Origin of the sequence: Ventrimonas faecis (assembly GCF_040096075.1) — a bacterium.
Taxonomy (GTDB): domain Bacteria; phylum Bacillota; class Clostridia; order Lachnospirales; family Lachnospiraceae; genus Brotaphodocola; species Brotaphodocola faecis.
Genome location: NZ_JBBMFJ010000033.1, coordinates 1 through 22,123, shown reverse-complemented (window position 1 = coordinate 22,123; position 22,123 = coordinate 1). Strand labels below are relative to the sequence as shown.

Genomic DNA, 22,123 nt, shown 5'->3' with positions numbered 1-22,123 from the left:
AAATAAAAAAATACACACGGCAGCTGTACGCTGCAGCAAGTGTGAATGACTGCCAGAGCAGCTGATCCGTCACAGCAGAAAACAGGCTGCGGCAAGGGTGCAGGCAAAACCGATCAGGACCGGCGCCATGTTTTTGCTGGCCAGTTCGATGGGGCTGACATCGCAGATGGCGGCAACGGGGATCAGGCCCCAGGGAACCACGCAGCCTCCGCCAATAAAAATGGCGCTGATCTGCCCCAGCGCAGCCAGAATCGGAATGGAGGAGCCGGTGGCGGTTCCGAAGGTGCGGGCCAGGGCGCCGGTAAGCGGAAGGCCGGAGAAGCCGGAGCCGTCCAGGCCGGTCAGACCGCCGATGATGAGCTGGAGAAAGGCCGTCATGTAGCGGTTTAACGGAGTGTGGCCTGCCAGCCACAGCGCCCAGTCATTTAAGATGCCCCGGTCATAGGTATCGCCCAGAATCTGGCTGATGCCTTCCCCGCCCAGAAAGAAAAAGGCACCGATCACAATGACCGGAGCAAAGATGCGGATGGCAAACAGGAAGCCGTCGGTTAAGTATTCCGTTACCTTTTCCAGGGAACCGGCTCGAAATTCCAGAACAGCTCCCAGGCACATGAGGAGCACGGCAGTGCCGGCAACCAGGCTGGTGGCATCGCCGCCTTTTAAGTCCAGAAGGAGCATCAGGAGGATGTCAGCGAGGAAGGCCAGGGGCGTGAACACAGCAAGGAGGATAGAGGAACGGCTGGCAGATGTGTGTGACGGTTTATGGGATCCGGCTGGGGTTGTCAGGTGGTTTGAATTGTCAGGATTTTCCGCAGCGCGTGGGATTCCTCCATTTATGGCTTCCCAGTTCATCACAAACGCGGCAAGAACCGTGCCAAGTCCCATAATCCAGAACAGCGGCCGTCCCTGGGCGAGAATTTCACCGGCGGAGATCCCGGCGGCTCTTGCGGAAATAGCCGGGGCACCCTGGATCATCGCGTCGTAGCTTAAGGCAAAACCGTGTCCGGCCAGGTTCATGGCCATGGCCGCAAAGAGCGGGGACAGACCGGAATGTATGGCAATCGGCAGAATGATGGCACCGATTAAAGCCACAGATGGAGACGGCCACAAAAACAGGGAGAACAGAAACATGGTAAATCCCAGAAGCCACCAGGAAATCACCGGCCTTCGCATCACGCGGGACATGGGAGCCATAAGGAGCGCATCACTTCCTAAGTCCCGCAGGCATTTGGAAAAGGCGGTGACCAGGGCAATGGTGGCAATGACCTCCATGAACTGGCTGATGGCATAGATTACGGAAGTGAAGATAGCCTGCACGCCTCCGGCCAGGCTGTGGCGTCCGGCTGTGCCAATCAGGAACAAAAAGAGAATGCAGACAATGGGGGTATCTTTTCGCAGGATCATGGTAAGAAAAATCGCAATGACACCGGTCAGAAACAGCCAGTGCACCGGCGTCAGGACGATGGAAACTTCAGGCATGGAAACGATCTCCTGTCAGGTTCGGTTATGATCAGTTTATGCAGGCAGGGGCTGCGGCGCTTCTGGTTTCCGAAAAATACATGGAATGTGAAACCGGACGGTTGCATTCATCCCGGAATCTTCGTATAATAAGGAAACATGTGAAAGAAACACCAGTAACCAGTTACAGATTGAGACAGAAATGAGGACAGATATGAAAAATCTATTAGTTGGACAGTCTGGCGGACCTACCGCTGTGATCAATGCGAGCCTTTACGGTGTCGTGAAAGTAGCCCTTGCGTCACCGGAAATCGGCCATGTGTACGGCATGGTGAATGGAATCGAGGGCATGCTGCAGGACCATACCCTGGATCTTGGAGAAAGCCTTTCCGAGGAAGACCTGGAACTTTTAAAGCTGACACCGGCGGCCTATCTTGGCTCCTGCCGCTACAAGCTTCCGGAGAGCCTGACGGATGCTTTTTATGAGACCATCTTTGAAAAATTCCGCCGGATGGAGATCGGCTATTTCCTTTACATTGGAGGAAATGATTCCATGGATACGGTCAGTAAGCTTTCCCGCTACGCGGCTCATCACGGAAGCGATATCCGCTTTATCGGAATCCCCAAGACCATCGACAATGATCTGATCCAGACCGACCATACACCGGGATACGCCAGCGCGGCAAAGTATGTGGCAGCTTCCGTGCGGGAGATTGCCCTGGATGCATCCGTATATCAGCAGAAGGCAGTCACCATCGTGGAACTTATGGGACGCCATGCCGGATGGCTTACGGCAGCCAGTGCGCTGGCCCGCAAGTTTGAGGGCGACAACCCGGTACTCATTTACCTGCCGGAGGCAGATTTTGAACTGGAGCAGTTCGCAAAGGACTTAAAAGCAGCGCTGGAGAAACAGAACAGCGTGGTGGTATGCGTATCAGAGGGAATTTCCGATGCGTCCGGAACCTTTATCTGTGAATACGGGGATGAGGCCATGATAGATAACTTCGGTCACAAGATGCTGACCGGCTGCGGCAAAGTGCTGGAAAACTTTATCCGCCACCGCTTTGGCGTGAAGGTACGTTCTGTGGAGCTGAATGTAAACCAGCGCTGCAGTGGCATGCTGGCATCGGAGACGGATATCACGGAGGCGGCACTGGCCGGACAGAAAGGCGTGGAGGCAGCTCTGGCCGGGGAGACTGGAAGGATGGTAGCCTTTGAACGCGTACAGGCAGAGCCGTACCGCATGGAATGCCGTCTGGTGGATGTGAATGAGGTCTGCAATCAGGAGAAAAAGGTGCCTCTGGAATGGATCACCGGAAACGGCAGTGATGTAGGACAGGCCTTCCTCGATTACGCGCGTCCGCTGATTAAAGGAGAGCCGAAACGCCCTATGGAGGACGGAATTCCGAAATATCTGTACCGGAAAGGCTGATTTCCCGTATAAAAGATTTGCAAAATGCGGAGAAATGTTATATACTTATCGGGAATATGCACGTGAAGAACTTAACGTGCGCACAGGATTATAGAAAAAGGAAGGATATACAATATGGCAACCTTATTAGAAAACTGGAGAAACCTTGCCTATGGCAACGGTCTGGATGATAAACAGAGAGAGCAGCTGTGGACTGGCTATTTCACCATCGAGAAAGGCATCTACGAGCAGATCTTAAGCAACCCGGCAGAGGTTGTTACCGGCACTGTAAAAGAGCTGGCAGACAAGTACCAGACCGAGGTTCTGATTATGACCGGTTTCCTGGATGGCATCAACGAGAGCTTAAAGGGTTACGAGAACCCGATCGAGACCATGGATGAGAACACTCAGGTAAAGATCGAGATTGACCCGGAGAAGCTGTACTACAACATGGTAGAGGCAAAGGCTGAGTGGCTGTACAATCTTCCGCAGTGGGATTCCATCTTAACTGAGGAGAAGAGAAAAGAGCTGTACAAGCAGCAGAAGGCTTCCGGAACTGTTCGCAAGGCAAAGAAAATTTTCCCGAACGATCCGTGTCCGTGCGGAAGCGGCAAGAAGTACAAAAAGTGCTGTGGCAAGAACGCATAAGGAAATGAACGGTAAGCAGGAGTGTCTTTGGGACGTTCCTGCTTTTCTTTCTTAAGACGAGGGAATCCGGCAGACAGGATTCCGCGCGAATGTATCCGAAAAGGAGGTTAAAAACGTGGAGGCATATACAGGTTTTGCGACCGTGTACGATCTGTTCATGGATAATATCCCATATCAGGACTGGTGCGCATATGTGACCAGTCTTTTAAAAGAACACGGCGTGTCGGATGGTCTGGTTCTGGATCTTGGCTGCGGCACCGGAAAACTCACGCGGCTGCTGGCTGCGGAGGGTTACGACATGATCGGCGTGGACCTTTCCGAAGAAATGCTGGAGGTGGCTCTGGAACACGAGATGGAAGATCCGAAGCAGATTCTCTACCTGCAGCAGGACATGCGGGAGTTTGAACTGTACGGCACCGTCCGTGCCATTGTCAGCATCTGTGATTCCATGAATTACCTGGAGGATTATGAGGATCTGGTACAGGTATTAAAGCTGGCCAATAATTATCTGGATCCGAAGGGTGTTTTCATCTTTGATATGAACACCGTATACAAGTACCGGGAACAGCTTGGAGAGCAGACCATTGCCGAGAACCGGGAAGAGAGTAGCTTCATCTGGGAAAACTATTTTGATGAAGACGAGATGGTGAACGAGTACGATCTTACCCTGTTCATCCGGGAGGAGGACGGGCGCTTCTCGAAATATGAAGAAACCCATTACCAGAAGGCATTTGAAATCAGCGAGGTGCTGGAGGCTGTAAAAGAGGCCGGCATGGAACTGGTGGCCGTTTACGATGCCTTCACCAGACAGCCGCCAAGGAAAAACAGTGACCGTGTATATTTTGTTGTGCGGGAATGCGGCAAGTAACAGATCAGGAGGAATAAGACTATGTCAGACTATATTATCAGAGCAACTGCGGCAGAGGGTCAGATCCGTGCGTTTGCCGCTACGACAAGAGAATTGACCGAGTTTGCGCGCCAGGCCCACAATACCAGCCCGGTGGCAACCGCGGCTCTTGGCCGTCTTCTGACGGCAGGCGCCATGATGGGCGTCATGATGAAGGGCGCAGACGACATTCTCACCATTAAAATCGAAGGTGACGGCCCGATTGGCGGTTTGACCGTAACCGCGGATTCAAAAGGGGATGTCAAGGGTTATGCCTACAACCCGGAAGTCATGCTTCCGCCGAACGAGAAAGGAAAGCTGGATGTGGGAGGAGCTCTTGGCATTGGCGTGTTAAGCGTTATTAAGGACATTGGCTTAAAGGAGCCGTATGTAGGCCAGACCATCCTGGTGACCAGTGAGATTGCTGAGGATTTAACCTACTATTTTGCAACCTCTGAGCAGACTCCGTCCAGTGTGGCTCTGGGTGTGCTGATGAATAAAGACAACACCGTACGCCAGGCAGGCGGATTTATTTTACAGCTGCTTCCGGGGGCTTCCGAGGAAGTGATTTCCACTCTGGAGAACCGCTTAAAAGAGATCACCTCCATTACTTCCCTGTTAGACGCGGGCAATACCCCGGAGATGATCTTAGAGCATATCCTGGGCGATTTCGGACTGGAGATCCTCGATAAGATTCCGACCCGGTTTGCCTGCAACTGCTCCAGAGAGCGCATTGAGAAGGCACTGATCAGCATCGGCAAAAAGGAGCTGCAGGAGATGATCGATGAGGGCAAGACCATCGAGATGAATTGCCATTTCTGCAATAAGCATTATCCGGTGACGGTAGAGGAACTGAAGGGACTGCTGGAGAAAGCAACACGATAAACAGACGTCAAAGCGAATACGAAATATCAGGAGGTTGAGAAGAATGGAGCACAAGGCATGGCACCATTTTCTTACGATCACACAGCACAAGCTTCTGGTCATGCAGAATTGTTTTCGGGTGGGACTGTTTAAACAGGGACTGCTGCACGATCTTTCCAAGTACAGTCCGGCGGAATTTCTGACAGGAGTTCATTACTATCAGGGAGACCGCAGCCCTAACGCGGCGGAGCGCGAAGAAAAGGGATATTCTTCCGCCTGGCTCCACCACAAGGGCCGGAACAAGCACCATTTTGAATACTGGATCGATTTTTCCAGGACCAGCCAGGGGATTGCCGGAGCAAAGATGCCGGTCAATTACCTGGTGGAGATGGTCATGGACCGCATTGCTGCCTGCAAGGTGTACCGGGGAAAAGATTACACCGACGCGTCGGCCTGGGAGTATTATCAGCGGGAGCGTCCGTATCTGGACAGTGCCATGCACCCTGAGACGAGAGCGGAGCTGGAAAAGATTCTCATGATGTTAAAGCTTCGCGGGGAACGGAGCACCTTTTCCTACCTGCGAAAGCTTTTGAAAAAGGGCAGTTATTAACCTGCATGGTTCGGCGCTATCCGTGAAAGATATCTGCCGGATAATGATATACCTCGGCATAAGATTCCAGAACTTCATCGGAATCGGTGCCGGAGGGAATCAGTCCAGTGCAGTCGGTAACGGAAGCGGCGCGGACATCCAGCGTATCCGGATCATCGGTTCCATAAGGATCCTGTGTGGGAGCTTTTACGGGGGCGCCATCCGGCCTGACCGGGGGCAGCTCCTTTTTTCGTACAATTTCAAGATTTTGCAGCACATTATTTTTCATGAATTTCATCTCCTTTGTCAGCAGTATGCGCAGGATGGATGGATTCATGCAGACAAAAAAGTACCAGATTCTGAGCTTAAAAGAATCTGGTACTTTTTATATGGTTTGAAATTATTTCAGGCTTAGCTTCTGGAAGAACCGGCTACAACAACATTCTGTCTGCCGTTTTCATCGTCTGCAGCGCTTGTCTGGGAAGACTGCTGGTTCTGCTGGCTGCTGCTCTCAGAACCGGTGGTGTGGGACGGAATGCCGGAAAGGGTGGTGGTGCAGGTTCCGTCTGCGTTGAAGGTATAGCTTACGCCACTGATGGTCTTGGTGGTGCCTGCTACCATAACGCCGTTGGACGGATCGAAGTAGTAGGTTGCGCCGTTGACATTGTGGAATCCGGTCTGCATCTTACCGTCCTCACCGAAGAGATACCAGTTGCCGTCGATCGGCATAGCCACGTTCAGGGCGCAAATGCCGGAAGCCGGATCGAAGTAATATTTGGAACCGTCAATGGTCTTCCAGCCGGTACCGAGGGAACCGTCGTTCTCCATGTGGTAGTAGCTGCCATCCAGGTTCAGCCAGCCGATGACCAGAGTACCGTCGGACTGTGCGTAATAATATTTGTCGGTGGATACATCGTGGATCAGGCCGGTCAGCATAAGGCCGTTGGTATCAAAGAAGTATAATTCGTTATTGATTTTTTTGATGCCGGTGCACATGATGCCGGTGGAAAGGTCCATGTAGTAGTAGCCGTCATTGGTCTGGATCCAGCCTTTATATAAAGAACCGTCTTTATCGTAGTACATATAGTTATTTCCATTCTGAACCCAGCCGGTAGCTGCCAGGGAGGTGATTCCGGTAGCAAGGGTAACGGTTCCTAATACAGCTGCAGTCACTGCTGCAACAGCGTAACGTTTTATTCTCATAGTAAGATATCCTTTCTTTGGTTCATAGTGAGCTTATTACTTTTCATAAATCAGTATAACCTTGTGAAAACAGGGATTCAAGTGTTTTTGGGATTATTCAGAAAAATGTAAGATACCGGTGCTGTTTGTATCATGTGGGAAAACAGCATGGAAAATGCCGCAGGGACGGGGAGTCGCCTGCGGCAGATGAGTTTTGTTTTATTTGTGTTTTTCCTGATAATCCAGGGAAGCTCCGATAAAGCCCTTGAACAGCGGATGCGGACGGTTCGGTCTGGATTTTAATTCCGGATGGGCCTGAGTAGCCACGAACCACGGATGATCCGGAAGCTCGATCATCTCGACAATGCGGCCGTCCGGGGAGATGCCGGAGAGCATCATGCCATGTTCCTGCAGCACGGTGCGGTAGTCATTGTTGACCTCATAGCGGTGGCGGTGGCGCTCATGGATAGTTTCTTCGCCATAGAGAGCGTAAGCCTTGGAATTCTTGTTCAGGACACACGGATAAGAACCAAGCCGTAAGGTTCCGCCGATATCCTCAATGCCATCCTGATCCGGCATTAAATGGATAACCGGATGTGCGGTGGAAGGATCCAGCTCGGCACTGTGGGCGTCAGAGTAGCCGACGACATCGCGGGCAAATTCCACGATGGAAAGCTGCATGCCAAGACACAGGCCAAGGAACGGAACCTGATGCTCACGGGCATATTTGATGGCCTGAATCTTGCCCTCAATACCGCGGGAGCCAAAGCCGCCCGGTACCAGAATGCCGCTGACATCACCGAGAAGTTCACCGACATTCTCGGCAGTTACAGTCTCGGAGTCGATCCATTTGATGTTGACGCTGGCACGGTTTGCCACGCCGCCGTGTTTTAAGGATTCTACTACGGAGATGTAGGCATCGTGCAGCTGGATATACTTGCCGACCAGAGCCACGGTGACCTCTTTTTCCGGGTGCTTCCAGGCATCGATCATGGCGCGCCATTCTGCCAGATCCGGTTCCGGACACGGCAGGTTTAAGCACTGGCAGGCAACCTCAGCCAGATGCTCGTCTTCCATGGCAAGCGGTGCTTCGTAGAGAACCTCTACATCCAGGTTCTGGAGTACATGGGTCTTCGGAACATTACAGAAGAGGGCAATCTTGCTGCGCAGGCCGTCATCTAATGGATGCTCACTGCGGCATACCAGAATATCCGGCCAGATGCCCATAGCCTGCAGGTCTTTTACGCTAGCCTGGGTCGGTTTGGTCTTTAATTCACCGGATGCCTTTAAATAAGGAATGAGGGTAACATGGATGAGAATGGCATTCTCATGTCCTACCTCATGCTGGAACTGGCGGATGGCCTCCAAAAACGGCTGGCTCTCGATATCGCCAACGGTTCCGCCTACCTCAATGATGGCAATCTCGGTGTCGGTGGTGGAGTAGTTGCGGTGGAAGCGGCTCTTGATCTCGTTGGTGATGTGGGGGATCACCTGAACTGTGCCTCCACCAAAGTCGCCGCGGCGCTCTTTCTGGAGTACGCTCCAGTAAACCTTACCGGTGGTGACGTTGGAATTCTTGGTCAGGCTCTCGTCAATGAAACGCTCATAGTGGCCAAGATCCAGATCGGTCTCGGCACCGTCGTCGGTGACGAATACCTCGCCGTGCTGAACCGGGTTCATGGTACCCGGGTCAATGTTGATGTAGGGGTCAAATTTCTGCATGGTTACTTTGTAACCGCGTGCTTTCAGCAGACGTCCGAGGGATGCTGCGGTGATACCTTTACCGAGACCGGAAACAACGCCGCCGGTAACGAAGACATACTTTACAGGCATGGTAAAACCTCCTTATATGATATGGGGTGTGTAATGTGGAATTGAAACAAAATAATTCTCGAAAAAATAACGGAACTATTATACAGCGGTGCTATTCCAAAATCCAGATGTTTTTTCAAAACTTTATTTTTTTAAGTGGACTATTCTTGATTTATGGGAAAACTACCCTTATAATGGTTCATAAATGTAAAAAACAGGAGAAAAGACCTTTTATGGATAACCAGCAGAACAACAGTCAGCCGCAGGGCGGTGAGAATGGAAATCAGGGAAATAACGGCAAATTTCCGAAAAACCAGCTTCTCATTGTGCTGATCGCGGCTTTTATCACCTTTGCCATCGCAGGGTTCATGCGGGGCTATATGACAGACAAGAGCCAGAAGGAGATTACCTACGATGAATTCGTATCTGAGGTAGAACATGGGGATGTAAAAGCTGTCACCATCAAAAACTCCCAGATCGACATTGAGTATAAGGAAGACTCTGAGAAGTTTAACCCGATCTTAAAAACTTATACCGTTCCGGTGGAGCGGGATTACAAGCTGGCAGACCGTCTGCTTGCGGGCGGCGTAGAGATCCGCAGGGAACGCCAGGACAGCATGGCCATGATCGAGTCTCTGGTCAGCTTTATCCTTCCGTTTATCCTGATTGTTGTCATGATGAATTTCATGATGAAGCGCATGGGCGGCGTGGGAAAGAGCACCGCCAAGATGTACATGCAGAAAGAAACCGGTGTTACCTTTGCGGACGTAGCCGGTGAGGATGAGGCGAAGGAATCCCTGGTAGAGCTGGTGGATTTCCTTCACAATCCGGGCAAATACACCCACATTGGCGCGAAACTGCCGAAGGGCGCCCTGCTTGTGGGTCCGCCTGGAACCGGCAAGACCCTGCTTGCCAAGGCGGTAGCGGGAGAGGCCGAGGTTCCGTTCTTCTTTCTGTCCGGCTCTGACTTTATGGAGATGTATGTGGGCGTGGGCGCTTCCCGTGTCCGCAGTTTATTTAAGCAGGCACAGCAGAATTCTCCGTGCATCATCTTTATCGATGAGATTGACTCCATCGGCCGCAGCAGAAGCGGTGTGAGCGGAGGCGGAGAATCCGAGCAGCAGCAGACCTTAAACCAGCTGCTTTCCGAGATGGATGGCATGGATACGTCCAAGGGCCTTTTGATCCTGGCAGCCACCAACCGTCCGGAGGTGCTGGACCCGGCACTTCTTCGTCCGGGCCGGTTTGACCGCCGTGTCATTGTAGACCGCCCGGATCTGAAGGGACGTGTGGAAATCTTAAAGGTACACGCGAAGAATGTAGCCCTGGATGAGACAGCAGACTTACAGGCCATTGCGCTGGCAACCGCAGGAGCCGTTGGTTCCGACCTTGCCAACATGATCAACGAGGCTGCTATTCTGGCTGTTAAGAACGGCCGGAACGCGGTAAGCCAGAAGGATCTCTTTGAGGCAGTGGAAGTGGTTCTGGTGGGCAAAGAAAAGAAGGATCGTGTCCTCAGCAAGGAGGAACGCAGCATTGTTTCCTACCACGAGGTAGGCCATGCCCTGGTAAGCGCTTTGCAGAAGGACGCGGAGCCGGTTCAGAAGATTACCATTGTGCCAAGAACCATGGGTGCTCTTGGTTATGTGCTGAATGTGCCGGAGGAGGAGAAATACTTAAACAGCAAGAAAGAGCTGGAGGCCCAGATCATTGTATTTCTGGCAGGCCGCGCGGCGGAGGAGATCGTATTTCACTCTGTGACCACCGGTGCCGCCAACGATATTGAGAAGGCCACCAGTATTGCCCGTGCCATGGTAACCCAGTATGGCATGTCCGATAAGTTTGGACTTATGGGACTGGCAACGCGCCAGGATCAGTACTTATCCGGCCGTACCGTGATGGATTGCGGAGAGGCTACGGCCGCTGCGGTAGACGATGAGGTCATGCGGATCTTAAAGGATTCCTATGAGGAGGCAAAACGCCTGCTTTCAGAGAACCGGGATGTGCTGGATCAGATCGCCGCATTCCTCATTGAAAAGGAGACCATCACCGGAAAAGAGTTTATGCAGATCTTCTGCCGCTGTAAGGGAATTCCGGAGCCGGAAGAAGCAGGTGAGGTATCTGCACCGGAGAATCAGGACGAAGCGTAAGGCTTTACAATAATCAGAAAGCTGCGCCTGCAGTCTGACCAGATGAGTGGTCAGGCTGTGGGCGCAGCTTTTTTCAGCGCTTTTTTTACAGCATTTAAAAGTACCTGGGACGTATAGCGGGTTTCTTCCGGGTAGTTTAAATTTTCCAGAGACTGGGTGCTTAAGATCTGATCCGTGAGATGGCTTAAGGATGGCTGCATGAGGGGGTACATGGTCTCCACGGCATCACTTAAAGGTGTCATGGTAATGGAAGTGATCCGGTCTGCGTCCACCGTTACCTCCACATTGACCTCCTGGGCCCCCAGGCTGATGGAGGAGGTGTAGATACCCGGTATGTACTGCGCGTTTGCGGAGGCGGGCGTATCGTTTTTTCCTGAGCGGAACATAACCAGCAGAAGCAGGATCAGCAGGATCCCGAAGCCGATAAAGATGGCGGTGTAGATGATCTCTTTCATTCGAAGGACGACGATCCTGGTTTTGGAACTCATGGGAGACCTCCGGGGATGTTTGTTATAATCTATTCTCAGGGATTCTCTTTTATGCTATACTTAAGGGAACGTATTCAGACCAGAAATTTTGATACAGGAAAGGAAAACAACATGGCATTGCAGCTGATTTTGGGCGGTTCCGGCTCGGGAAAAACCACATATCTGTATGACGAGGTGATCCGCCTTTCCATGGAACATCCGCAGGAGCAGTATTTTCTGATCGTGCCGGAGCAGTTTACCATGCAGACCCAGAAGGACATCGTGACGAGACATCCAAACCACGGAACCATGAACATTGATATTGTAAGCTTTGCCCGTCTGGCTTACCGGATTTTTGAAGAATTGGCGGTGGAAAATCTTTCTGTGTTGGACGACATGGGAAAATCCATGGTGCTGCGCAAGGTGGCAGCGGCCCAGAAGCGGCAGCTGGTGTTATTTGGCGGGCAGTTGAACAAAACGGGTTTTGTGGGACAGTTGAAATCCATGCTTTCCGAATTTTATCAGTATGGCATTACGCCGGAGGCACTTCGGGAGATGGCGCCATCCGCAAAATCTCCGCTGCTGCAGCAGAAGCTGGAGGATCTGGCTTTGGTGGAGCAAAGCTTTCAGGAGTATATTGAAGGGCATTATATTACGACCGAGCAGGTGCTGGATGTACTCTGCCGCTTAATCCCTGAGTCAAAGCTGATCCGAAACAGTGTCATTGCCCTGGATGGCTACACCGGTTTTACGCCGGTTCAATACCGTCTGGCAGAATTGTTTCTGGTTTACGCGAAGCAGGTTTATGTGACGGTGACAGCAGATGAAGCGGCAGGCATCTATGGAAAAATGGGAATCCAGAATCTGTTTTACATGAGCCGGCAGATGGCAGTGCGCCTGTCAGAGATCGCTGAGAAAAATCAGGTGAAAAAACTGTCGGACATTGTGCTGAACGATCAGAAAAACCGTCGTTTCGCACAGCACCCGGAGCTTGCCTGGCTGGAACAGAACCTGTTTCGTTATGGAACGAAAAATACGTACACAGGAGAACAGACAGGAAGTATCTCCTTTTTTCAGGCATCGAACCCGTCAGGAGAGGTCAGCCACATTGTTCATGAAATTCAACGGCTGGTGCAGGAGGGAAAGGTCCGCTACCGTGAGATTGCCGTGATTACAGGGGACCTTCCGGGTTACGGAAAAGAGATCGCCCATCAGTTTACCCAGAATCAGATCCCGCATTTTCTGGACGATAAAAAAAATGTGCTGGACAACTGCCTGGTGGAGCTGATCCGCGCTTCGCTGGAAGCCGTGCGCCAGGATTTTTCCTATGAGAGCGTGATGCGGTTTTTGCGGACCGGCCTGGTGAGCCAGGACCGCATCATGATGGACCGTCTGGAAAACTATATTCTGGCTATGGGAATCCGGGGAGGAAAGCGTTTCCGGCAAACCTGGGAGCAGACCTACCGGGGCGCCGGAGACTTAAATGTGACAGAGCTGAACACCTTTAAAGAGCAGGTCCTGGCACCGCTCTTTGCCATGCAGGAGGCATTTAGGCAGGAGCACATTACCATAGCAGGCATGACGGCGGCAGTAGTTACTCTGCTTACGGACTGCCGCGCAGAAGAAAAATTAAACAGTTATCAGGAATACTTTACAAAGATCGGGGAACACCGCCTTGCAAAGGAATATGGACAGGTGTACGGTCTTGTGACGGAACTGTTAAAGCGCCTGTCGGATCTTCTGGGTGAGGAGTGCGTAAGCCGGAAGGAGTATCTGGAAATTCTGGATGCCGGTTTTGCGGAGCTGAAGGTGGGCGTGATCCCGGCGGTGGCAGACCGCGTCGTGGTGGGAGATATCACCCGAACCCGCCTTGCGCACATCAGGGTGCTCTTTTTTGCGGGCGTCAATGATGGGATCGTCCCGGCAAGAAAAGAAAAAGGAAGCCTGCTTTCGGACCGGGACCGGGAATTTTTAGGGGAACATCATATGGAGCTGGCGCCTACAGCAAAGGAAGAAAGCTTTCAGCAGCGGTTTTACCTGTACCTGATGATGACAAAGCCGTCAAAGCAGCTGGTTCTGTCCTGGTGCCGGACCGGTGCAGACGGAAAGAGCCGCCGCCCGTCCTTCCTCATCGGGGAATTGCGGGCCATGTTCCCAAACGCGGTTCTGATTGATCAGGAGACCCAGGGAGATACGGAAATTTATTCCGTGGCGGAGGCAAAGCGGAAGCTGTCCGCACAGCTGGGCCGATACCGGGACGGACAGATTGGCATGTCAGTGGAAGAAGCAGCTTCTGCATCGGAAGAACAGAGGGAACGGGACGCGGAGAGCGCGCAGTTTCTGGAACTGTACCGCTGGTTTGCTTTATCAGAAACATACCGGGAGACTTTGTGTCATCTTACGGACGCGGCCTTTTTCGTCTATGAGAAACAGGGCATTTCCCATGCGGTGGCAAAAGCCCTGTACGGGGAAATTTTAAGCGGCAGCGTGACCCGTCTGGAGCAGTACGCGGCCTGTGCCTACGGCCATTTCCTCAAATACGGTCTGGAGCTTCTGGAACGGAAATGCTATGAGCTGGCTTCCTCTGACATAGGAACGCTGTTCCATGAGTCCATCGACTTGTGCTTCCGTCAGGTGAAGGAAAAACAGTACGACTGGCATACCATGACCGATGAGACCAGAGACGCGCTGGTGGAGGAATGTGTGGCTGCGGTGACAGAAAATTACGGAAATACAATCCTTGGAAGCTCAGCGCGAAACCGCTATCTGGCCCAGCGTGTGGGGCAGATTACCAAACGGACGGTGTGGGCTCTGCAGCAGCAGATTAAAAAAGGAGATTTTGTCCCGGCGGGCTTTGAGGTATCCTTCTCCGCGGCAGACAATTTAAGCGCCATGAAAATTGCCCTCTCGGAGAGTGAGTCCCTTCATCTGCGGGGACGGATCGACCGCATGGATGTCTGCGAGGACGGAGAAAAGGTCTATGTCAAGATCATTGACTATAAATCCGGCAGTACCTCCTTTGATCTGCTGGCCCTGTACTATGGCCTGCAGCTTCAGCTGGTGGTCTACATGGATGCGGTGACGGAGATGGCACAGAATCATTATCCGGGAAAAGAAATCGTTCCTGCGGGCATTCTGTATTACAATATCGCGGATCCGCTGGCAGAGAAAAAAGGGAATCCGGATCCGGAGCAGATCGACGCGGAAATCTTAAAGAAGCTTCGCATGAATGGCCTCGTGAACAGCGAACTGGAGGCGGTCCGGCATCTGGACCGGACCATCGAGAAGGAATCCGACGTGATTCCGGTTGTCTTAAAGGATGGAGAGGTGCAGACGGGAAGATCTTCCGTGGCAAACCGGGAGCGTTTTGCGCGGTTAAGCCAGTTTGTACACCGGAAATTAAAGGAAGCCGGACAGGAAATCCTGGACGGCGAGATTGGCGTGGAACCGTACAAGAACGGCCAGCGCACGGCCTGCGATTACTGCCCGTACCATGCGGTCTGCGGGTTTGACCGGAAGACATCCGGCTATGAATTCAACCGGTGGAAGAACCGGAAAACAGAGGAAATCTGGGAGGAAATATGCAGAGAGCAGCAGTAAACTGGACCCGGGAGCAGAGCCAGGTCATTGAGAGCCGCGGAAAGAACCTGCTTGTCAGCGCGGCGGCAGGAAGCGGAAAAACGGCAGTTTTGGTAGAGCGCATTATCCGCATGGTGACGGAGGGGGAAAATCCGCCCGGAATCGATGAGCTTCTGGTGATGACCTTCACCAACGCGGCGGCGGCAGAGATGCGGGAACGTATCGCGGCGGCCATTGAGCAGAAATTAAAGGAAGATCCGCAAAACGAGCATCTTCAGATGCAGGCCACACTGGTTCATCATGCCCAGATCACAACCATCGACAGCTTCTGCCTGAATGTGATCCGGGAACATTTTAACCAGCTGGATCTGGACCCGGCTTTCCGCATCGGAGATGAGGGCGAGCTGCTTCTCATGCGGGCCGATGTCATGACAGAGCTTTTGGAGGATTCCTACGCCGCCGGGGACAGCCGGTTTGAGCAGTTTGTGGAGACCTTTGCCCAGGGAAAGACCGATGCCGGAATCGAAGACTACATCATGCAGGTCTACAGCTTTTCTCAGAGTAATCCGTATCCGCACCAGTGGATCGCGGACTGCCGCAGGGAACTGGCCGATGAGCAGTCTGGTCCGTGGATGGAGTTCCTTTTGCAGGATTTGAAACGCCAGGCCGCAGAACTGCGGGTCCAGATGGAGGATGCCAGCGATACCTGCCGGGACGATGCATTCCTCTGTGCCTACGAGTCGGCATTTTCGGAGGATGTATTTCTGTTAAAACGGCTTTCGGAGGTGGAAGATTTTCCGGCCTTTTATGCGATTCTTGCAGGATCCGGGTTCAGCCGCCTGGCCACGGTGCGCAGCAAAGAGGTGGACCCGGAAAAGAAGGCTTATGTGACCGGCTGCCGTGACCGGGTGAAGACGGCTATCAAAAAAATGAAAGAGCTGTACGCCTTTGATACGCTGGAGAATATGTTTGCCGATCTGGAGGGAACCAGGGAAGCAGCAGGCGTGCTTCTGGACCTGGCAGAAAACTTTGCAGAGCGGTTTCAGGCGAAAAAACGCGATAAGAACCTTGTGGATTTTAATGATCTGGAGCATGAGGCCTTAAAGGTGCTGATCCGCGTGGAAGAGGACGGAACGCGCACCTATACGGATGCGGCAGATGAACTGAGCATGCAGTACCGGGAGGTGCTGGTGGATGAGTACCAGGACAGCAACCTGGTGCAGGAGGAACTGTTAAAGGCGGTATCCCGTGAGCGTTTTGGCCAGCACAATGTGTTTATGGTGGGCGATGTAAAACAGAGCATTTACCGGTTCCGTCTGGCCAGACCGGAGCTGTTTCTGGAGAAATACCATGCCTACCCATCAGAGCCGGAGGAAGATGGCCCGGATCTGAAAATCGAGCTTCACCAGAATTTCCGAAGCCGGGATACGGTTCTGACTGGCATCAACGACATCTTTTATCGGATCATGACGGAAAATCTCGGAAATATCCGCTACACGGAGGATGCGGCCCTGCATCCCGGCGCGGTTTTTGCGGAGACGAAGGAGCCGGAGCGGGTGGGCGGACTGCCGGAGCTTCTTATGGTGAATACTGGAGATGAAGCCCTGGCCGGACTGGATGAGGAAGCAGCAGACTATACGGCGAAGGAGCTGGAGGCAAAGCTGATTGCCGCAAAGATCCGGGAGATGACGGATCCGGAACACGGCTTTCTTGTCTGGGATAAAAAGCTTGGCGAGAACGGCGGTTACCGCACGGCCCAGTACCGTGATATGGTCATTTTGCTGCGCAGCACGACAGGGTGGACAGAGACACTTTTGCAGATTCTTTTAAATGAAGGGATCCCGGCCTACGCGGAGTCCCGCATGGGATACTTCAATACACTGGAAGTAGAAACCGTTTTAAGCATGCTGGCAGTGATCGACAATCCCATGCAGGATATTCCGCTGGCGGCAGTGTTAAAATCTCCGGTAGTGGGCATGAGTGACCGGGAGCTGGCCGAAATGATGGCAGATTACCGGAACTGCGCAGATAAGGGACAGGACCGCGGCATTTATGCAGCTGCTGTGAGCTGGGAACGCCTGAAGGCCTTTTTTGAGAATCTGGAGCGGTTTCGGCTGCTGGCTTCCTATCTGCCTATCCATGAACTAATCTACCGGCTTTACGAGGAAACCGGTTATTACGATTATGTCTCAGCCATGCCGGCAGGAGAGACCAGGCGGGCCAATCTGGACATGCTGGTAGAGAAGGCGGCAGAATATGAAAAAACCAGCTATAAGGGCCTGTTCCACTTCATCCGCTACATTGAGAACCTGAAAAAGTACAACTCCGATTTTGGCGAGGCGTCCACCGTTGGGGAAGAAGATAACACTGTGCGGATCATGAGTATCCACAAGAGCAAGGGCCTGGAGTTTTCCATTGTTTTTCTGGCGGGAATGGGAAAGAAATTCAACAAGCAGGATGTGTACGGGAAGGTGCTGATCGACCCGGAGCTGGGCATTGCCACAGACTATCTGGATACAGAACACCGGGTGAAGGCTTCTACCATCAAGAAAAATGTGCTGCGCCGGAAGATGGAGCTGGACAGTCTGGGAGAGGAGCTGCGCGTGCTTTATGTTGCCATGACCCGCGCAAAGGAAAAACTGATTATGACCGGAACAGACCGGAATCTTGGAAAGACTCTGGAAAAATACAGCCAGATTCCGCTTGCAGGTGGGCAGATTCCTTATACCATTCTTTCCGGTGCAGCTTCTTATCTGGACTGGGTTCTTATGTGTACCGGGCCGAAAGGGAATGGCCTTCGGATTCAGGTAAAAGAAATTCCGGTCATGGAGTTTGTCGGAGAAGAACTGGGGCGCCAGGTTCAGAAAAAGAGCGCGAAGGACGCTTTGGCGGAACTGGATCTGAATCAGGAATACGAAGACAGTTTCGGAAAACGTCTGCGGGATCATCTTGGCTTTGTCTATCCTTATGCAGCGGATGTGACGCTGCATATAAAGATGTCGGTATCGGAACTGAAAAAAATGGGACAGCTCACCGATGATGAGGAGGCGGAAACGCCGTTTGAGGCAGTGCTTTTGTGGCCGGAGGAATTTGCGGATCCCGGGGAAGACGCAGGTGTGGAAGAAAACCAGAATGCGCAGGCGGATTCCGGAGCCGGTGCCGCCCGCGGCACCGCCTACCACCGCGCGCTGGAGCTGCTTCCCTTTGACCAGATCCAGAGCCGGTCAGATGTGGAAACCTGGCTGGAACGGTTTGCGGAAGAAAAACAGTATCCGGCAGAGAATCTTAAGATGGTGGATTGTGCCGTAATCTGGAATTTCCTGCAGTCGGAGACCGGACACCGGATGGCAAAGGCCCAGGCGGATGGAACGCTTCATAAGGAGCAGCAGTTTGTCATGGGCATTCCGGCCCGGGAAGTTGGGCCGGTGGACAGTGATGAACTGGTGGTGATCCAGGGTATCATTGACGCCTACTTTGAGGATGACGGCGAACTGATCCTGGTGGACTATAAGACGGACCGGACCTGGAGCAGCCGGGTCCTTCTGGACCATTACAAACGGCAGCTGGACTATTATGAGCGGGCGTTAACGCAGCTGACCGGGAAAAAAGTCCGGGAAAAATGGATCTATTCCCTGACGATGCAGCGGGCCATTCCATGTTGAAAACAGAAAATCTGCATTGCATAATTTTCCAAAAAGTGGTAGCATTCTAAAGGCGCGGCGCGCGTCATGGATTTTATGACGGCGCCGCCGCAGATTTTAAGGAATGTGAGGATAATGTATTATGATGAAAGACCTGACCGAGGGAAATCCGCAAAGCCTTCTGTGGCGTTTTACGATTCCCATGTTCATCAGTGTGATTTTTCAGCAGCTTTACAACATTGCGGACAGTGTAATCGCGGGCCGTTTTGCCGGTGAGGACGCACTGGCAGCAGTTGGCGCTTCGTATCCGATCACCATGATCTTCATGGCAATCGCAGTGGGAAGCAACATCGGCTGTTCGGTGGTCATTTCCCAGTTCTTTGGCGCGAAGCGCTATGAACAGATGAAAACCTCCGTGTACACCACGCTGATCTCTGCTTCCGTGCTTTCCGTAGTGCTGACGGTATTCGGACTTCTCGGAAGCCGCTTCCTGATGCGCATGATCCAGACCCCGGAAAATATTTTCAGCCTGGGTGATCTTTACCTGCGGATCTATATCGGAGGCTTTGTGTTCCTGTTCTTATATAATGTAGCAACCGGTATTTTTACATCACTGGGTGATTCCAAAACGCCGCTGTATTTTCTGATCGGTTCTTCTCTGGGCAATATTTTCCTGGATTACTGGTTTGTGGCAGGACTGCACTGGGGTGTAGCCGGTGTGGCGTGGGCAACCTTTATTGCCCAGGGCATTGCCTGTGTGCTGGCACTTATCACCATGGTAGGCCGGTTAAAGCAGATTAAGACGGAGAAGAGGGCAGCATACTTTTCTGCCGATATGTTAAAGCGGATTGCCCGCATTGCGGTTCCAAGCATCCTGCAGCAGAGTTTTGTCTCCATTGGAAATATTTTCGTGCAGGGACTGATCAATTCCTTTGGATCCTCCGTCATTGCCGGATATTCCGCAGCCATCAAGCTGAATACCTTTACCATCACCAGTTTTACGACACTTGGAAACGGAATTTCCAGTTTTACAGCTCAGAATATCGGTGCCGGAAAGGTGGACCGCGTGAAGGCAGGAATGCGCGGGGGAGTAAAGATGGGCCTTCTTCTTGCGGTTCCGTTTATTGTGGCATTTTTCGGTTTTGGCCGTGCCATGATGTCCCTGTTTATGCAGGAGGAGAGCGCGGTAGCCATGGCAACCGGTATCCAGTTTCTGCGGATCGTATCTCCATTTTATGTGGTGATTGCGTTAAAGCTGGCCTCTGACGGCATGCTCCGTGGTGCCGGTGCCATGAAGGAGTTCATGCTGGCAACCTTTTCTGACCTGATCCTGCGTGTAGTGCTTTCCTTTGTGTTCGCCTCTTTTCTGGGTGTGACCGGAGTCTGGCTGTCCTGGCCGTTTGGCTGGGGCGTGGGAAGTATCCTGTCGTTATGGTGTAACCGCAATGTGACAAAGCGTCTGGAGAAGACCTTTGCGTGAAAGGAATAAAGATTCATGAAAAAGAAAAAACAGCAGGGAAGCTGTGAAAGCTGTATGTACTATGAGTATGATGAAGATTACGAGTGCTATGTGTGCGAGGTCAATCTGGATGAAGACGAGATGGCGCGTTTTATGGAGGACCGTTTTTATGACTGTCCATATTACCGCCTGGGCGATGAATACATGATCGTGCGCAAACAGATGTAAGATGTCATGGAGGGGAACAAACGATGAAAAACAAGAATTTCTGGATTTTGCTTTTACTGCTTCTGGCAGGAATCGTACTCGGCGGTTTTCTGGGAGAGGCCACCAAGAGCATCAGCCTGCTGTCCTGGCTGAATTTTGGACAGTCCTTTGGGTTAGACACTCCGCTCGTATTAAATCTCGGCGTGCTGGTCATCACCTTTGGACTGACCATTCGCATTACCATGGCCAGCATCATCGGCGTGGCCATTGCGCTTTTGATTTATCGTTATCTGTAGGAGTTTGCGATTGAGGGGTATGGGAGAAGAATGATGGAACAACCAGCAAAAAAATCAGGGAAAACCTATGAAATGGACATGTGCAACGGACCGCTTTTTCCGAAAATTGTAGCTTTTGCGGTTCCGCTGATCCTGTCCGGTATTCTGCAGCTGTTGTTTAACGCAGCGGATATCATTGTGGTGGGACATTTCGCGGGCAGGGAATCCCTTGCTGCGGTTGGTTCCACCACAGCGCTCATCAACCTGATGATCAATGTGTTTGTGGGACTTTCCATTGGCGCAAATGTTCTGGTGGCCCAGTATTCCGGGGCGCAGAAATGGAAGGACCTGGAAGAAACCGTCCATACGGCCATGATGATTGCACTGGCCGGAGGCATTCTTCTGATCTTCGTGGGCGTGTTCTTTTCCGGCCCGATGTTAAGCCTGATGGGAACGCCGGATGATGTGCTGCCGTTAGCAGCCTTGTATCTGAAGATTTATTTTATCGGCATGCCGGCAACATTGACTTATAACTTTGGTGCCGCAATCCTGCGGGCCGTTGGCGATACCAGAAGACCGCTGTATTTTCTGCTCTTTGCGGGGGCGGTCAATGTAGTGTTAAACCTTGTTTTTGTCATCGGTTTCTCCATGGGAGTGGCGGGCGTCGCAACGGCAACCGTAGTGTCGGAGTGCATTTCCGCGGTGCTGATCGTGCGCTGCCTGGCTGGTTCCGATTCTGCCTACCGGCTTTGCCGGGAGAAGCTGCATCTGACGGAGTCCAAGGTAAAGCTGATCATGAAGATTGGCCTGCCGGCGGGATTTCAGGGTGCGATCTTTTCTGTGTCCAACGTGCTGATCCAGTCCTCCATCAATTCCTTTGGTTCCATCGCCATGGCGGGAAGCACGGCTTCTGCCAATGTGGAGGGATTTGTGTACAATGCCATGAACGCGGTTTATCAGACTGCACTCAGCTTTACCAGCCAGAATTATGGCGCGGGAAAGATGAAGCGTGTTACCAAAATCCTGCTGTACTGTCTGGGACTGGTGGTCATGGTGGGCGTTGTGATGGGCGGCGGAGCCGTGTTATTCGGTCCGAAGCTGTTACAGATTTACTCCTCTGATCCGGAAGTCATTTCCTATGGCATGATGCGTATGCGGATCATCAACGGAAGCTACTTCCTGTGCGGCATCATGGATACCATGGTGGGCGGCCTGCGCGGTCTGGGATATTCCGTTGTTCCGATGCTGGTATCCTTAACCGGTGCCTGCCTGTTCCGCGTGGTATGGATTTTTTCTGTATTCGCCATGCACCGGACACTGACCACGCTTTATATTTCTTATCCAGTCAGCTGGATCATTACGTTCACGGCTCACATCATCTGCTATATCGTGATCCGGAAACGGCTTGCGGCGCGCAGAAAACCACGGGATTAAATTGTGAAAAAGAGGCTGTCGCAACATTGGCCCCAGATGTGGAGGGGCCAATGTAGATCGG

Annotated in this window: 17 protein-coding genes; 12 read left to right on the top strand and 5 right to left on the bottom strand. The window is 52.2% G+C overall.

Annotation, left to right across the window (positions count from 1 at the left end; all coding sequences use genetic code 11):
- Positions 1-69: 69 nt before the first annotated feature.
- A complete protein-coding gene (locus WMO41_RS13540) occupies positions 70-1,479 on the bottom strand; it encodes a citrate transporter (RefSeq protein WP_349230217.1) in 1,410 nt (469 codons plus the stop codon).
- Between the two features lie 193 nt (positions 1,480-1,672).
- On the opposite strand from WMO41_RS13540, the gene WMO41_RS13535 reads away from it, so the two are divergent.
- The 5 genes from WMO41_RS13535 (at position 1,673) to WMO41_RS13515 (ending at position 5,877) form a co-directional block, all read left to right on the top strand.
- Positions 1,673-2,890, top strand: a complete 1,218-nt coding sequence (locus tag WMO41_RS13535; RefSeq protein ID WP_349230216.1) for a 6-phosphofructokinase — start codon at positions 1,673-1,675, stop codon at positions 2,888-2,890.
- Positions 2,891-3,004: 114 nt separating this feature from the next.
- A complete protein-coding gene (locus WMO41_RS13530) occupies positions 3,005-3,517 on the top strand; it encodes an SEC-C metal-binding domain-containing protein (protein WP_177292056.1) in 513 nt (170 codons plus the stop codon).
- Between the two features lie 64 nt (positions 3,518-3,581).
- Complete coding sequence (locus WMO41_RS13525; RefSeq protein ID WP_349230227.1) at positions 3,582-4,385, top strand: class I SAM-dependent DNA methyltransferase; 804 nt, start codon at positions 3,582-3,584, stop codon at positions 4,383-4,385.
- A gap of 21 nt (positions 4,386-4,406) precedes the next feature.
- On the top strand, positions 4,407-5,288 hold the full coding sequence (hslO, locus tag WMO41_RS13520; RefSeq protein WP_349230215.1) for an Hsp33 family molecular chaperone HslO: 882 nt from the start codon (positions 4,407-4,409) through the stop codon (positions 5,286-5,288).
- Between the two features lie 43 nt (positions 5,289-5,331).
- The gene (locus WMO41_RS13515; RefSeq protein ID WP_349230214.1) at positions 5,332-5,877 is read left to right on the top strand and encodes a DUF5662 family protein; all 546 of its coding nucleotides are present in this window, start codon (positions 5,332-5,334) and stop codon (positions 5,875-5,877) included.
- 16 nt (positions 5,878-5,893) lie between these two features.
- On the opposite strand, the gene WMO41_RS13510 is transcribed toward WMO41_RS13515, so the two are convergent.
- The 3 genes from WMO41_RS13510 to pyrG all read right to left on the bottom strand — a co-directional run bounded on the left by WMO41_RS13510 (position 5,894) and on the right by pyrG (position 8,871).
- Positions 5,894-6,145: a hypothetical protein gene (locus WMO41_RS13510; protein WP_349230213.1), complete on the bottom strand. Its 252-nt coding sequence runs from the start codon at positions 6,143-6,145 to the stop codon at positions 5,894-5,896.
- Between the two features lie 122 nt (positions 6,146-6,267).
- The gene (locus WMO41_RS13505; protein WP_349230212.1) at positions 6,268-7,059 is read right to left on the bottom strand and encodes an N-acetylmuramoyl-L-alanine amidase family protein; all 792 of its coding nucleotides are present in this window, start codon (positions 7,057-7,059) and stop codon (positions 6,268-6,270) included.
- A 198-nt stretch (positions 7,060-7,257) separates the two neighbouring features.
- Entirely contained in the window at positions 7,258-8,871 is a 1,614-nt protein-coding gene (gene pyrG / locus WMO41_RS13500) for a CTP synthase (RefSeq protein ID WP_349230211.1), read from the bottom strand.
- 212 nt (positions 8,872-9,083) lie between these two features.
- Here pyrG and ftsH point away from each other — a divergent pair, with 212 nt between their 5' ends.
- On the top strand, positions 9,084-11,000 hold the full coding sequence (gene ftsH, locus WMO41_RS13495) for an ATP-dependent zinc metalloprotease FtsH (protein ID WP_349230210.1): 1,917 nt from the start codon (positions 9,084-9,086) through the stop codon (positions 10,998-11,000).
- Between the two features lie 50 nt (positions 11,001-11,050).
- On the opposite strand, the gene WMO41_RS13490 is transcribed toward ftsH, so the two are convergent.
- Positions 11,051-11,488 carry a hypothetical protein gene (locus WMO41_RS13490; RefSeq protein ID WP_349230209.1) on the bottom strand — a complete coding sequence of 146 codons (438 nt, stop codon included), beginning with the start codon at positions 11,486-11,488 and terminating at the stop codon, positions 11,051-11,053.
- A gap of 111 nt (positions 11,489-11,599) precedes the next feature.
- Here WMO41_RS13490 and addB point away from each other — a divergent pair, with 111 nt between their 5' ends.
- From addB to WMO41_RS13460, 6 genes are all read left to right on the top strand, one after another.
- A complete protein-coding gene (gene addB, locus WMO41_RS13485) occupies positions 11,600-15,067 on the top strand; it encodes a helicase-exonuclease AddAB subunit AddB (protein WP_349230208.1) in 3,468 nt (1,155 codons plus the stop codon).
- Positions 15,049-18,708, top strand: coding sequence for a helicase-exonuclease AddAB subunit AddA (gene addA, locus WMO41_RS13480; RefSeq protein WP_349230207.1), 3,660 nt, complete (start codon positions 15,049-15,051; stop codon positions 18,706-18,708). Before addB ends, addA begins: the two co-directional genes overlap by 19 nt.
- 121 nt (positions 18,709-18,829) lie before the next feature.
- Positions 18,830-20,167, top strand: coding sequence for an MATE family efflux transporter (locus WMO41_RS13475; RefSeq protein WP_349230206.1), 1,338 nt, complete (start codon positions 18,830-18,832; stop codon positions 20,165-20,167).
- A 15-nt stretch (positions 20,168-20,182) separates the two neighbouring features.
- Positions 20,183-20,374: a DUF6472 family protein gene (locus WMO41_RS13470; protein ID WP_118530044.1), complete on the top strand. Its 192-nt coding sequence runs from the start codon at positions 20,183-20,185 to the stop codon at positions 20,372-20,374.
- A gap of 23 nt (positions 20,375-20,397) precedes the next feature.
- Positions 20,398-20,649 (top strand): DUF4321 domain-containing protein, encoded by a 252-nt coding sequence (locus tag WMO41_RS13465; RefSeq protein WP_177291366.1) that lies wholly within the window; start codon positions 20,398-20,400, stop codon positions 20,647-20,649.
- Positions 20,650-20,679: 30 nt separating this feature from the next.
- Positions 20,680-22,062, top strand: a complete 1,383-nt coding sequence (locus WMO41_RS13460) for an MATE family efflux transporter (protein WP_349230205.1) — start codon at positions 20,680-20,682, stop codon at positions 22,060-22,062.
- Positions 22,063-22,123: the final 61 nt, after the last annotated feature.

Coding starts and splice junctions, on each gene's coding strand:
- ftsH (WP_349230210.1), top strand. CDS start 9,084: ATGGATAACCAGCAGAACAACAGTCAGCCGCAGGGCGGTGAGAATGGA.
- WMO41_RS13490 (WP_349230209.1), bottom strand. CDS start 11,488: ATGAGTTCCAAAACCAGGATCGTCGTCCTTCGAATGAAAGAGATCATC.
- WMO41_RS13460 (WP_349230205.1), top strand. CDS start 20,680: ATGATGGAACAACCAGCAAAAAAATCAGGGAAAACCTATGAAATGGAC.
- WMO41_RS13465 (WP_177291366.1), top strand. CDS start 20,398: ATGAAAAACAAGAATTTCTGGATTTTGCTTTTACTGCTTCTGGCAGGA.
- WMO41_RS13470 (WP_118530044.1), top strand. CDS start 20,183: ATGAAAAAGAAAAAACAGCAGGGAAGCTGTGAAAGCTGTATGTACTAT.
- WMO41_RS13510 (WP_349230213.1), bottom strand. CDS start 6,145: ATGAAAAATAATGTGCTGCAAAATCTTGAAATTGTACGAAAAAAGGAG.
- WMO41_RS13515 (WP_349230214.1), top strand. CDS start 5,332: ATGGAGCACAAGGCATGGCACCATTTTCTTACGATCACACAGCACAAG.
- addA (WP_349230207.1), top strand. CDS start 15,049: ATGCAGAGAGCAGCAGTAAACTGGACCCGGGAGCAGAGCCAGGTCATT.
- WMO41_RS13505 (WP_349230212.1), bottom strand. CDS start 7,059: ATGAGAATAAAACGTTACGCTGTTGCAGCAGTGACTGCAGCTGTATTA.
- WMO41_RS13530 (WP_177292056.1), top strand. CDS start 3,005: ATGGCAACCTTATTAGAAAACTGGAGAAACCTTGCCTATGGCAACGGT.
- hslO (WP_349230215.1), top strand. CDS start 4,407: ATGTCAGACTATATTATCAGAGCAACTGCGGCAGAGGGTCAGATCCGT.
- addB (WP_349230208.1), top strand. CDS start 11,600: ATGGCATTGCAGCTGATTTTGGGCGGTTCCGGCTCGGGAAAAACCACA.
- WMO41_RS13475 (WP_349230206.1), top strand. CDS start 18,830: ATGATGAAAGACCTGACCGAGGGAAATCCGCAAAGCCTTCTGTGGCGT.
- WMO41_RS13540 (WP_349230217.1), bottom strand. CDS start 1,479: ATGCCTGAAGTTTCCATCGTCCTGACGCCGGTGCACTGGCTGTTTCTG.
- pyrG (WP_349230211.1), bottom strand. CDS start 8,871: ATGCCTGTAAAGTATGTCTTCGTTACCGGCGGCGTTGTTTCCGGTCTC.
- WMO41_RS13535 (WP_349230216.1), top strand. CDS start 1,673: ATGAAAAATCTATTAGTTGGACAGTCTGGCGGACCTACCGCTGTGATC.